The sequence below is a fragment of the Schauerella aestuarii genome (genome assembly GCF_009866805.1).
Classification (GTDB): domain Bacteria; phylum Pseudomonadota; class Gammaproteobacteria; order Burkholderiales; family Burkholderiaceae_B; genus Schauerella; species Schauerella aestuarii.
This window is the reverse complement of the sequence record NZ_SIZW01000043.1, coordinates 999877-1012429: the sequence shown is the minus strand read 5'-3', so window position 1 is coordinate 1012429 and position 12553 is coordinate 999877. Positions and strand designations below refer to the sequence as shown.

The 12553-nt window shown below is 60.4% G+C and carries 9 protein-coding genes and 1 tRNA gene; all 10 read right to left on the bottom strand.

The window, feature by feature from the left end:
• Positions 1-232: 232 nt before the first annotated feature.
• The 10 genes from EYW45_RS23795 to hflX all read right to left on the bottom strand — a co-directional run bounded on the left by EYW45_RS23795 (position 233) and on the right by hflX (position 12539).
• Positions 233-311, bottom strand: a tRNA-Ile gene (locus tag EYW45_RS23795).
• A 13-nt stretch (positions 312-324) separates the two neighbouring features.
• Positions 325-2586 carry an RNA polymerase sigma factor RpoD gene (gene rpoD / locus EYW45_RS23790; RefSeq protein ID WP_161137900.1) on the bottom strand — a complete coding sequence of 754 codons (2262 nt, stop codon included), beginning with the start codon at positions 2584-2586 and terminating at the stop codon, positions 325-327.
• A 457-nt stretch (positions 2587-3043) separates the two neighbouring features.
• Complete coding sequence (gene dnaG / locus EYW45_RS23785; RefSeq protein WP_161137899.1) at positions 3044-5383, bottom strand: DNA primase; 2340 nt, start codon at positions 5381-5383, stop codon at positions 3044-3046.
• A 13-nt stretch (positions 5384-5396) separates the two neighbouring features.
• Complete coding sequence (gene rpsU, locus EYW45_RS23780; protein WP_161137898.1) at positions 5397-5609, bottom strand: 30S ribosomal protein S21; 213 nt, start codon at positions 5607-5609, stop codon at positions 5397-5399.
• A gap of 236 nt (positions 5610-5845) precedes the next feature.
• Positions 5846-6388: a phosphoribosyltransferase gene (locus EYW45_RS23775; RefSeq protein ID WP_161137897.1), complete on the bottom strand. Its 543-nt coding sequence runs from the start codon at positions 6386-6388 to the stop codon at positions 5846-5848.
• Between the two features lie 84 nt (positions 6389-6472).
• The gene (locus EYW45_RS23770; protein WP_161137896.1) at positions 6473-7771 is read right to left on the bottom strand and encodes an adenylosuccinate synthase; all 1299 of its coding nucleotides are present in this window, start codon (positions 7769-7771) and stop codon (positions 6473-6475) included.
• A gap of 70 nt (positions 7772-7841) precedes the next feature.
• Positions 7842-8999, bottom strand: a complete 1158-nt coding sequence (locus EYW45_RS23765; protein ID WP_161138064.1) for an ATP phosphoribosyltransferase regulatory subunit — start codon at positions 8997-8999, stop codon at positions 7842-7844.
• A 123-nt stretch (positions 9000-9122) separates the two neighbouring features.
• Positions 9123-10115 (bottom strand): protease modulator HflC, encoded by a 993-nt coding sequence (hflC, locus tag EYW45_RS23760; RefSeq protein ID WP_161137895.1) that lies wholly within the window; start codon positions 10113-10115, stop codon positions 9123-9125.
• A 20-nt stretch (positions 10116-10135) separates the two neighbouring features.
• Positions 10136-11467: an FtsH protease activity modulator HflK gene (gene hflK / locus EYW45_RS23755; RefSeq protein WP_161137894.1), complete on the bottom strand. Its 1332-nt coding sequence runs from the start codon at positions 11465-11467 to the stop codon at positions 10136-10138.
• Entirely contained in the window at positions 11433-12539 is a 1107-nt protein-coding gene (hflX, locus tag EYW45_RS23750) for a GTPase HflX (protein WP_161137893.1), read from the bottom strand. The genes hflK and hflX overlap by 35 nt, the downstream gene beginning before the upstream one ends.
• Between the last annotated feature and the right edge of the window lie 14 nt (positions 12540-12553).

Here is a 12553-nt window from a genome sequence, read left to right as displayed (position 1 = left end):
TCGTATCCCCGATGCCAACCCGGGAACCGAATCGGCATTGCCCTCGGACGCAGACGACAAAACGCCGCTTATGAAGCGGCGTGTGTGTTCGTACCGTCGACATTTATTCGTACCGTCGACATTATTCGTACCGTCGACATTTATTCGTACCGGCGACTATTCGTAGCGGCGACTTTATTCGTCCAATAAAAAACGCGGGATCCAGCACTGTGCTGGAAACCCGCGTCGCTATTGGTAGGCCCCCCGAGAGTCGAACTCGGCACCAACGGATTATGAGTCCGCTGCTCTAACCAGGCATGAGCTAGAGGCCCATCATCTCAGGTCTTATTGACCCTCGAGGAAACTCTTCAGCTTGTCGGCCCGGCTCGGGTGGCGCAGCTTGCGCAGCGCTTTGGCTTCTATTTGGCGAATGCGCTCACGCGTCACGTCAAATTGCTTACCCACTTCTTCCAACGTTTGATCGGTGCTCATCTCGATCCCGAAGCGCATGCGCAGCACCTTGGCTTCGCGCGGTGTGAGCGAATCCAGCACTTCTTTCACCACGTCGCGCATCGAACCATGCAGCGCCGCATCCGACGGCGCAAGCGTGGACGTATCTTCGATGAAATCGCCGAGATGCGAATCGTCGTCGTCACCGATGGGCGTTTCCATCGAGATCGGCTCTTTCGCGATCTTCAAGATCTTGCGGATCTTGTCTTCGGGCATGTCCATCTTCTGCGCCAATGTTGCGGGATCGGGCTCGGCGCCCGTTTCCTGCAAGATCTGACGGCTGATGCGGTTCATCTTGTTGATCGTTTCGATCATGTGCACCGGAATACGGATGGTGCGGGCCTGATCGGCGATCGAACGCGTGATGGCCTGACGAATCCACCATGTGGCGTACGTCGAGAATTTGTAGCCGCGACGGTATTCGAACTTGTCCACCGCCTTCATCAAACCGATGTTGCCTTCCTGGATCAAATCCAGGAACTGCAGACCGCGGTTGGTGTACTTCTTGGCAATCGAGATCACCAGACGCAAGTTGGCTTCGGTCATTTCGCGCTTGGCCTTGCGGGCTTTCGCCTCGCCGGTGGCCATCCGCTTGTTGACGTCCTTCAAATCCTTGAGCGGCAAGACGACGCGCGTTTGCAGATCGATCAGCTTTTGCTGCAGTTCCTGCACGGCAGGCACCTGGCGCTCGAGCGTTTCGGCATAGGGATGGCCGGCCGCAACTTCGTCCAGCACCCATTGCAGGTTGGTTTCGTTACCCGGGAAGACCTTGATGAAGTGCGATCGCGACATGCCGGCGCGGTCGACGCAGGTGTAAAGCACGGCGCGTTCGAGCTGACGCACTTCTTCCACTTGCGCACGCAGCGTATCGGCCAGCTTCTCGACCATCTTGGCCGTGAAGCGAACGCCCATCAGCTCGTTCTGAATGATTTCCTGTGCCTTCAGGTAGTCGTCCGACTTGTAGCCGTTCTTCTCGTACGAGCTGCGCATGTTGTCGAACTGCTTGCTCACGATGTCGAACTTGGCGAGCGACTTCACACGCAGATCTTCGAGCTGCTTGCTGCTCATGCCGCCTGCCGGGCCGTCTTCGTTCTCGTCCTCGTCGGCCGTGACACCGGCACCAGCGTATTCGGTACCGTCTTCGGCATCGACCAGACCATCCACGACCTCATCGATCTGCGCTTGCCCTTCACGGACGCGCAAGACGTGATTGATGATTTCGTTGACCGTGGTGGGGCACGCCGAAATGGCCATGACCATGTGCTTCAGGCCGTCTTCGATCCGCTTGGCGATTTCGATTTCGCCTTCGCGCGTGAGCAGTTCGACCGAACCCATTTCACGCATGTACATGCGGACGGGGTCAGTCGTGCGGCCGAAATCGGAATCCACGGTGGTGAGCGCAGCTTCGGCCTCGTCTTCGACGTCATCGTCGCTGGACGCCACCGGTGCGTTTTCGCTCATCAACAACGTTTCTGCGTCGGGCGCCTGGTCGTAGACCGAAATGCCCATGTCGCTGAACGTGCTGATGATGCCGTCGATCGCCTCGGCGTCGACGAGATCGTCGGGCAGGTGATCGTTGATTTCGCCATACGTGAGGTAGCCGCGATCCTTACCCAGCTTGATCAGTTGCTTGAGACGATTGCGGCGGGCTTCGTATTCTTCGGGGGTGACGGGGCCGCGCGCGATCAGATCCTTCGCGTCGCCTTTGCCGCGTTTGCCGCCGCGCTTGGGCGGCTTCAGATCGGGCAACACTTCACCTTCGCCATCGCCATCATCGAAATCGCCAGCATCGTTGTTGGCGTTCTTGGCGGGGCGTCCCGGACGGCGACCACTGGGCACCGGACGGCTGACCATTTCGGCGAGCTTGTCCTCAGCCTTTTTGGATTTCGCGGTCTTTTCGCCCGGCGCAGCCTTCACGGCCTTCTTGGCAGCGGTTTTGGTACCGGCAGTTTTGGCAGCGGTCTTGGAAGCGACTTTGACCGCGGTTTTGGCGGCCGTCTTTTCCGCGGCACGGCTGGTCACACGCCGCTTGGGACTGGCAACGGCGTCTTCGCCCTGAGCGTTGGCGGAGGTGTTCTTATCGATGGGTGTCGTCATAGTCGCTTCCGAGGCCGCCGCCATGCTGTTTGCACGCCGGCATGCCGCAAAATAGGCGCGGACACGTGTCCTGAGCCTTTAAAAAATATCGGTAGTGAGTTGCCTGGCGCGGGGATCGGTCTTTCGCCTCGTCATGCCGTCTGCCTGATAAGGCGAGTTCCCGAGTGGTCTATGCCTGGTGGGAACAAAATGCGGCAATACATAACGCAAAAAACCCGACCTTGCGTACCGGGCAATATCTTGGCACTACCGTCTCACTGCCTGCGGGGTAAGCCGCAGCTTCGCACTTCCTGCGCTGGACTCAGGGCCGAAGCCTCAAAACACGCTCAATCCAATCCGTGACCGGTTGAGCCGTTTTTAAGCCGCGAGCGTAAATCCACCGCGATACATCCAACTTGCCATTGACCTATAACCACAATCAAGGCGTGGAATTTCAAAACCCTTGATTTTACCGTAATTAACGTATTCCGGCACCTTTTAACACCTGCAAGCGCCTGGAGAGATCCTGATAGCGCTTACGGCCTGCTTCATCGGCCAATCCGGAAGACGCCAGATCCTGCATTTCAACCCGAATCGCATCAAATTCGATGCGATGCAGGGCGTCGTCCCACTCTGCCTGCGGGTCTGGCAGATCCTCACCTGCCAGCACCGAGGCGCGCATCATTCGCAGTAGCCCCGACAGGTCAGAATCAGGCTCGGCCGCTTCAAGCAGCGCTCCCACATGACGCGCCCCGCTGGTCTGGGCCAGCACGATCAATTCTCTTACCAGTCCCAAATGGGGCCCGGAGTCCAAAACTTCAAGCTGTTGATCGCCCATCCCATCAACAAGTTCCGGATGCAGCAATAAAAGAAACAGCAAACGCTTGGGCAACGTCGGCACCGGGCGCGGCGGCTCAATCACGCCCTGGTCACGATCGCGATCGCGCCAATTGCCTTTACCCTTGCTCCAGTTGCCCTGACCACCGCCACGATCGTTCTTGCGATACCCGCCGCCCTGACCTTTACCCTGCCCGGAACGGCCGCCATAACCGCCGGCACCGCCTTGCCGCGGACCGCCATATTGGCCGCCGCCCTGCCCGGCGCCATACTGACCGCCCTGACCGGTCCCGTACTGATTGCCCTGGCCGCCGCCGTACTGACCTTCGCCCCCATACGGTGGGCCCCCGTAGCCCTGCGATGGGTCGATTTCGCCGCCCTGCAGGCCCGAATGATCCAGATCGTAGCCACTGATCAGATACTCGACGTCCTGATCTGAATACTCGCCTGCCGAATACGCTTCGAGCGGGATGTCGTCCATCGGATGCGATGCATTGCCCGCATCCGTGGGCGCGCCCGGGTGCCCGGCCACACCGCCCACCAAGCCGCCCGCTGCGCCGCCTGGTGCACCATCCGATACGCTAGCGCCCGCCGGCCCAGAACCGGGGCGGCGACCTCGATCGCTTGCCGGAAACTTGGCAACGCCATCCAACTTCGGCCCTGAGTTTGGCTGACCGTAAGGCTGCGCCGGCGCCTGGGCGATCAAATGCGCCATTTCTTCCGGCGTGAGCTGCACGGCCCGAGCGATTTCGCGCTCGATCTGCACGCGCAAGGCGCATTCGGGCATTGCCGCCAAGAGCGGCTTGGCCTCGTGCAGACACGCGGCACGGCCCTCGGCCTCGTCCATGCGATGACGGGCACCCAGTTCATCGAGCAAAAAGCGCGACAAGGCAGATGCTTCGCTCACACTCGCCCGAAACGCTTCGGCCCCCAACTCGCGCACATACGAATCCGGATCATGCTCCGAGGGCAGAAACAGAAACCGGATCGAGATGTCGTCCCGCAACACGGGCAAGCATGCCGTGAGCGCCCGCCACGCCGCCTTGCGACCTGCCTTGTCGCCATCGAAGCTGAACACCACACGATCGCTCGTGCGCAGCAGCTTCTTGATGTGATCCGGCGTAGTCGCCGTGCCCAACGTGGCCACGGCATTGGCGATGCCCTGCTGCGCCAGACCGACGACGTCCATATAGCCTTCGACGACCAGCACGTGCCCTTCCTTGCGCACCGCCTGCCGCGATTCCCACAGGCCGTAAAGCTCCTGGCCTTTGGAAAACACGGGCGTCTCGGGCGAGTTCAGATACTTCGGCTCGCCCTTGCCGATAATGCGGCCGCCAAACCCGACCAGCGTACCCTTCTGGTTGCGAATCGGGAACATGACCCGCTCGCGAAACCGATCGTAGCGGCGGCCATCGTCCGAATCGATGACCAATCCGGCTTCCACCAGCACGGGATCGTCGTAGCGCTCGAACACCTGGCCCAGGCCCTGCCGGTCGGTGCCCGACCAGCCCAACCCGAATTGCGCCGCGATTTCGCCGGTGAGCCCGCGACCTTTGAGGTAGCGGATCGCCGCGGTGGATGCCCGCAATTGCTTCAGATAATGCGCCTGCGCTGCATCCAGTACTTGGGTGTAGCGCGACACCACCTCTTTACGCTTGGCATCCTCGGCCTGCTGACGCGGATTGCGCTGCTCCTCGGGGACGTTGAGTCCAACCGAACCAGCCAGCGTACGCACTGCTTCAGGGAAGTTCGCGCCGGTGTGTTCCATCAGGAACGTAATGGCGCTGCCATGGGCACCGCAACCGAAGCAGTGATAAAACTGTTTGGTGGGGCTTACGGTAAACGAGGGGCTTTTTTCGTTGTGAAAAGGACAAAGGCCAAGCAAGTTGGCCCCACCCTTACGCAACTGGACGTAGCGCCCGACGACATCAGCGATGTCGACGCGGGCTAAGAGATCCTGGATGAATGATTCGGGAATCATTCAAGACCAGAGATCAATACATACGCGGAGGCAGCTGTTGGCTACGGATGCGCTTGTAGTGACGCTTGACGGCGGCAGCTTGCTTGCGCTTGCGCTCAGCCGTAGGCTTCTCGTAGAACTCGCGCGAGCGCAGTTCGGTCAACAGACCAGTCTTTTCAATCGTGCGCTTGAAGCGACGCAGGGCGGCTTCAAACGGCTCGTTTTCTTTCAGTCGAACGATAGGCATGGATGGTAGGGCCTTAAGTATTGCTTTCTGAGAGCTGTCTTAACCGGCTTAATTCGGTAAAAAAACCCGTCGGTTGGAAAAACCGGCTGCACCAAAGGGAACCAGGTATTTCAAACCGAGCCGCGCGACGCCCCTAACAGGACACCTGCACGGCGCATTAAACCCGGCACATTAAAAATCCGGCGCGAGGAAATTCGCGTACGCTAATGTTAGCCAGTGATTCTAGCACGGCATTTTTAGTCTTGCGAGCCTTTTCTCACCCAAGACTCCAACTGATGCGGCCGGAGGCTGTCGTAATCCTCGAACGGCTGATGGATCCATGGGTTGGTCGGCAGTTTGTCGACGTAATAGTCGGGCGTGACCAGCGAGTGCCCCTTCCACCACAGGACGGCACTCTTGAGTTCGGTGATTTCAGGAAACTGCAATTTCAAGTGGTCGTAGACTTTGAGAAAGGTCGATCCCGTGTCGACCATATCGTCCACCAGCAACACACGTCCGGACAACGATCCGCGCGTGATGGTGATGAATTGGGCAATATCCAATGCGCCCTGCTGCGTGCCGGCCGCCTCACGATAGCTGCTGGTGGCGAGGATGCCGAGCGGCACATCGTAAATGCGCGACATCACGTCGCCCACTCGCACGCCGCCGCGCGCCAGACACAGAATCTGGTCGAACTGCCAACCCGATGTATGAACGGCAAGCGCCAACCGCTCGATCAAGCGGTGGTACTGCTCCCAAGAGATCCAAAGATCGCGATCGGTAGTGGGGGGAACGCTCATCGGGCGACAACTCCTGTACTTTTGAAAAATGGCGGCCCCGGGTCGTCGCCGGGGCCGCCATCATAACGCGAGGCAATCAGTCTGTCAGACGGAAAGTGGGTCGCGCAAAACGATCGTTTCCATCCGGTCCGGACCCGTCGACACCATATCGACCGGCACGCCACACACCTCAGCCACTCGGGTGAGGTAGCGCTGGGCGTTGACCGGCAGCTTGTCGAACGACGTGATCCCTACCGTCGATTCGGACCAACCGGGCAATTCTTCAAACTCGGCCTGGGCTTGCGCCACGGCGTGCGCGCCGTAAGGCAGCACATCGCGGAAGGTGCCGTCGGCCGAGCGATAACCCACGCCCAGACGAATGGTTTCGATACCGTCCAGCACGTCCAGCTTGGTGATGCACAAGCCCGTGATGCCGTTCAACAGCACCGAGCGGCGCAGTGCGGCACCGTCAAACCAACCGCAGCGGCGCGGACGGCCGGTGACCGAGCCGAATTCCTTACCCACGGTGGCCAGGCGGGTGCCGATCTCGTCGACCAGCTCGGTCGGGAACGGGCCGGAACCGACACGCGTGGTGTAGGCCTTCGTGATGCCGAGGATGTAGTTCAGCGATTGCGGACCCACACCGGCGCCGGCCGAGGCCGCGCCCGCCAGGCAGTTGCTGCTGGTGACGAACGGGTACGTGCCATGATCGACGTCGAGCAGCGCGCCTTGCGCACCTTCGAACAACAATCGATGACCGGCTTTTTGCGCGGCAAACAAATTGCTCGACACATCGGCCACCATCGGCGCGATGATCGGCGCAAGCGCCATGGCCTGGTCGCGCACGGCTTCCGCCGACACGGCTTCGGCGCCGAGGTATTTCGTCAACACGAAGTTGTGATAATCCAGCGCTTCAGCCAGTTTTTCCTCGAACAGCGGCGGATTGAAGAGATCCTGCACGCGCAGCGCGCGGCGCGCCACCTTGTCTTCGTATGCGGGGCCGATGCCACGACCGGTCGTGCCGATCTTGCCCTCGCCCTTGCGCGCTTCGCGCGCCTGGTCCACGGCGATGTGATACGGCAGAATCAGCGGGCAGATTTCGGAAATCTGCAGACGCGAGCGCACATCCAGACCGGCGGCTTCGAGCTCTTCGATTTCCTTGAGCAACGCTTCCGGAGACAGCACGACGCCGTTGCCGATATAGCAGGTGACGTGCGGGTGCATGATGCCCGAAGGAATCAGCCGCAGAATCGTCTTCTTGCCATTGATCCACAGGGTGTGGCCGGCATTGTGGCCGCCCTGAAAGCGGACCACGCCTTGAACCGACTCAGCGAGCCAGTCGACGATTTTTCCTTTGCCCTCGTCACCCCACTGGGTGCCGATCACTACTACGTTCTTGCTCATGTCAGGGAATCGATATCGAGTGTCTTGGGAAACATTGATTTCCACAGGCCCTCCCGCGAACGGGAGGGAATCAGATTGAAGTCACGACCCAATCGCCGTTCTGGTGAACCAGTTCGCGATCGCAAATGAATTCTTCCTGGTCGTGCTCATGACCGGGTAAGGCCTGAATGACGATTTCGCCTTCGCCGCGCAACGCGCGCACGGCCCCGGCAAGATCGGGCGCCTGACCCCACGGCGCGCGAATCGCACGCGCCGGTTCGGCAGGCGGTAGGCCCGCAGCAAGCTTGCGCAGATCCAGACTGAAACCTGTCGCAGGCCGGGCCCGGCCAAAAGCGTGACTGACGTCGTCGTAGCGTCCGCCCGTCACCAACGCGCTGTGCCAACCTTCGGCGTACAGCGCGAATTTGATACCTGAATGATAGGCATAGCCGCCGACATCCGCCAAATCGAGACTGACGGTGACATCGGGCAGCGCCTCGACCAGACGCTGCAACGCATCGAGCGCCGTGCGAATGCCCGCCAAAGCGGGAAGCCGGTCACGTGCCTCGGCCAATACCTCGGTGCCCCCGTACAACGTGGGCAGCGCGACCAGCGCGGCGACCGTATCGGCACGCAGGCCGCAGTCGGTTTCGCTCAGTTCGCGCAAGCCGGGCACGTCCTTCTCACGCAAGCGCGCAATCACACGCTCGGCGCAGGCGGCCCCTTGCGGATCGGCATCGAGAATCGCCCGCAGCACACCGGGATGACAAATATCGAGACGCGGCTGGCGCACGCCGGCCACATTGACCGTGGCCAACAGCAATCCGATGATCTCGAGATCGGCCTCGATGCCGGCATGCCCATAGATTTCCGCGCCGATCTGCAACAGCTCGCGGCTGGAAAGCAGATCGGTAGGACGAGCGTGCAGCACCGTGCCGCAATAACAGAGGCGCGTGACGCCCGCACGATTGAGCAGATGCGAATCGATGCGCGTCACCTGTGGCGTCATGTCGGCCCGTACCCCGAGGGTGCGACCCGACAGCTGATCCACCAGCTTGCACGTCTGCAGATTCAGATCGCTGCCCGTACCGGACAGCAATGAATCTATGTATTCCACCAGCGGCGGCGCGACCAACTCAAAACCATACGTACGGTATAGATCGAGAAGCTCGCGACGCAACTCCTCGATGCGCCGGGCCTCGGCCGGAAGAATATCGGCGAGGCTCTCGGGCAGCAACCAGTTGCCCATCATAGTTACCTGATAAAGCCAGTGACGCGTAAAAGCGTCGCCCAAACAAAAACGGCTGAGGGGCGTAAGCCCGCTCAGCCGCTGCGGAAATGTCTTTTAAAGCTTACGCAGTATTGTACACGTCTACTGAGCCGGTGTCGCCGCCGGTGCCCGCGGCGCTACCGCTGCAGGCGGCGTGGCAGCGCTGGCCGCCGGCGGTGTGGTCGCCGCAGCTGCCGCACCATTGCCGTTGTTGACGCCCATACCCGCACCCACCGATTTCATGTACTGGAAGAACTCGGAGCTGGGATCGACGACCAACACGTCACGACGATCGGAGAAGGCTGCGCGGTAAGCCTCGAGACTCTTGTAGAAGGTAAAGAACTCGGGGTTCTTGCTGTAGGCATCGGCGTAGATATTGCTTGCCGTGGCGTCGCCCTCACCCATGATGGCTTGCGCTTTACCGTAGGCCTCGGCGAGCAACACTTCGCGCTGACGATCGGCGTCGGCACGAATGCGCTCGCTATCGGCGGCGCCTTGCGAGCGCAGCGCATTGGCAGCACGCAGACGCTCGGCTTCCATACGGCGATAGACCGACTCCGAAATCTCGGGCGCGTATTCGATGCGGCGCAAGCGCACATCCACGACCTCAACACCCAGCGGCTTGGCGCGTGCTGCCACGTTGGCGAGAATCTCGCCCATGGCCACATCGCGTTCGGACGAAATGGCTTCCGACACCGTACGACGGTTGATCGACGCATTCAAGGCATCGCGAATCAGGGCTTGCAGACGCTCGCGCGCGCCGCCCTCCGTGCCGCCAAAGGTGACATAGAACAGACGGGGATCGGCAATGCGCCACTTCACGTACGAATCGATCAGCAGGTTCTTCTTTTCCTTGGTCTGGATGCGCTCGGCATCGTCAGATTCAATGGTCAGGATCCGCTTATCGAGCGTGACGATATTCTGGAACGGCGGCGGCAGCTTGAAATACAGGCCGGGCTCGCCGATCACGCGGCGCACTTCACCGAGCGAGAACTGAAGGGCGTAATCGCGTTCGCGCACGATGAACATGCAGGAGGACAACACGGCCAGGATGACGAGCAGGCCAATGAAAATAGGAAATAAACGACGTTGCATAATTATTGGTCTCCGACCGATTAGCGCGCTTGACGATCGCGGGTCAGAGCATTGCTGCTGGGACTACCGGAATTGCCGGAAGACGACGTGTTGGCATTGCCGCTATTGGTATTGCCAGATCCCACACGCGGCATGGCAGGCAACGAAGGCGCGGTGCCGCCCGGCAAACTCAGATTCGAGTTGGCCGGCTTGCCACCTGCTTCCTGCGCGGACTGCTGCATGATCTTGTCCAACGGCAGGTAGATCATGTTGTTGCCGTTCTTGGTGTCGACCATGACCTTGCTCGAACCGGCGTACAGCGCCTGCATCGTTTCGAGGTACAGACGTTCCCGCATGATCTGCGGCGCCTTGTTGTACTCGTTCAAAATGCTGGTGAAGCGCGCAGCGTTACCCGTTGCATCGCCAACGGCACGAGCGCGATAACCCTCTGCATCTTCGAGCATGCGCGAGGCCTGACCCGAGGCAAGCGGCACCACCTGATTGGCGTACGCGTAACCTTCGTTGACCTGACGCTCACGATCCTGACCGGCCTTGACCGCGTCATCGAACGCCGCCTGCACTTGCTCCGGCGGCTGCACGTTTTGAATCGCGACGGATTCGACCTGAACGCCAGTGTTGTAGCGCTCGAGGATGTCTTGCATCAGCTTCTGCACGGCGATCGCGACTTCGGTTCGACCTTCATACAGCACCGAATCCATCGGCCGCTTGCCGACGATTTCGCGCATGGCCGTTTCGGCCGCCTGACGCACGGAGGCATCCGGATCGCGCGTCTTGAACAGATAATCGGGCGCGCCATCGCCGCGCAGGCGATATTGCACGACGAACTGCATGTCGACGATATTTTCGTCAGTGGTGAGCATCAGCGCTTCGGGCAACACCTTGGTGCGCGCGCCGCCACGGAAGCCGACCTCGAACGTGCGCAACTGCGACACGTTGACCGTTTCGGAATTTTGGATCGGATACGGAATACGCCACTGGAAGCCCGGACCGGCCGTCTTGGTGTACTTGCCGAATTGCGTCACGACCGCAACCTGCCCTTCCTGAACGATGTAGAAGCCGCTCGCGAGCCAGACCGCGACGAGCACGCCGACGATCACGCCACCGCCGATGCGCATGCCGCGCGGCGGGATATTCGGGCCGCCGCCACCATCAGGCGAATTCGGCGGACGACGATTATTATTCTTGCGACCGAACAAACCGCTCAGACGATTATTGAAATCGCGCCACACCTCATCGAGGTCGGGCGGACCGTCATTGCGATTCTGCGGCCGCTTGGGCGGTTCATTGCCGCCGTTGCTGCCACGTCCCCAACCGGGGTCATTCAGATTGAACAGTTTGGTGATTTGACGCATTTCTTCCCGCAATCTGACTGATCTCTGCTATTGCCCCGCGCAACGCCTCAAGACCAGCGCGCTCCGAGGCGCTTACAAATACTCGCGCAATCGTACCATGCGCATCCCGCTCGACCCTGGGCTCGAAACCGGCCCGATCGATCTTGTTGTAGACCATGATGGTCGGAACCTCACCGGCGCCGATATCGGCCAACACCTTGTTGACCTCGAAGATCTGTTCATCGCGTTGCGGGCTCGATGCATCGACGACATGCAACAGCAAATCGGCGTGTACGGCCTCTTCGAGCGTCGCGCGAAACGCAGCGATCAATTGAGGCGGCAAGTCGCGAATGAACCCCACCGTATCGGACAACGTGACCGATCCAGCACCTTCGATCCAGATTCGACGCGTGGTTGTATCTAAAGTTGCAAATAATTGATCGGCAACGTAGGCACCGGCGTTCGTCACGGCATTGAACAGGGTCGATTTGCCGGCGTTCGTATAGCCAACCAGCGATACCGAGACGGCGCCGCCTCGCGCACGGGCGCGACGCTGCGTCTTGCGCTGGCGCTCGACTTTATCCAGACGTTCGCGCAGCAGCTTCACCTTGTCGCCGATGATGCGGCGATCCATTTCGAGCTGGGCTTCACCTGGACCACGCATCCCGATCCCGCCGCGCTGGCGCTCCAGGTGGCTCCACATGCGGGTGAGTCGCGTCGACAAGTGCTGCAACTGGGCCAGTTCGACCTGCAGCTTGCCTTCATGACTCTTGGCGCGCAGCGCAAAGATATCGAGAATCAAGGCAACGCGATCGACCACGCGCAGCGTGAACTCGCGCTCGAGGTTACGCTGCTGGGCAGGAGAAAGCGGTTGATCGAACAGGACGACTTCAGCGTCGTAGGTCTTGGCCTGGAGAACGGCCTCCTCTACCTTGCCGCTGCCGATGAAAAACTTGGCGTCGGGACGATCGCGGCGCACGCGAACGGTGTCGACGATTTCGGCGCCTGCACCGCGGGCCAACATGGCGAACTCTTCGGCATGGGCTTCGAAATCGGGATTGCCGAGATCGACACTAATAATCAATGCACGCATGCGAACCTCGCTTG

Excerpts from the sequence above, each read along its gene's own strand:
- rpoD (WP_161137900.1), bottom strand. The coding sequence starts at position 2,586 with ATGACGACACCCATCGATAAGAACACCTCCGCCAACGCTCAGGGCGAA.
- hflC (WP_161137895.1), bottom strand. The coding sequence starts at position 10,115 with ATGCAACGTCGTTTATTTCCTATTTTCATTGGCCTGCTCGTCATCCTG.
- dnaG (WP_161137899.1), bottom strand. The coding sequence starts at position 5,383 with ATGATTCCCGAATCATTCATCCAGGATCTCTTAGCCCGCGTCGACATC.
- hflK (WP_161137894.1), bottom strand. The coding sequence starts at position 11,467 with ATGCGTCAAATCACCAAACTGTTCAATCTGAATGACCCCGGTTGGGGA.
- EYW45_RS23770 (WP_161137896.1), bottom strand. The coding sequence starts at position 7,771 with ATGAGCAAGAACGTAGTAGTGATCGGCACCCAGTGGGGTGACGAGGGC.
- hflX (WP_161137893.1), bottom strand. The coding sequence starts at position 12,539 with ATGCGTGCATTGATTATTAGTGTCGATCTCGGCAATCCCGATTTCGAA.
- rpsU (WP_161137898.1), bottom strand. The coding sequence starts at position 5,609 with ATGCCTATCGTTCGACTGAAAGAAAACGAGCCGTTTGAAGCCGCCCTG.
- EYW45_RS23765 (WP_161138064.1), bottom strand. The coding sequence starts at position 8,999 with ATGGGCAACTGGTTGCTGCCCGAGAGCCTCGCCGATATTCTTCCGGCC.
- EYW45_RS23775 (WP_161137897.1), bottom strand. The coding sequence starts at position 6,388 with ATGAGCGTTCCCCCCACTACCGATCGCGATCTTTGGATCTCTTGGGAG.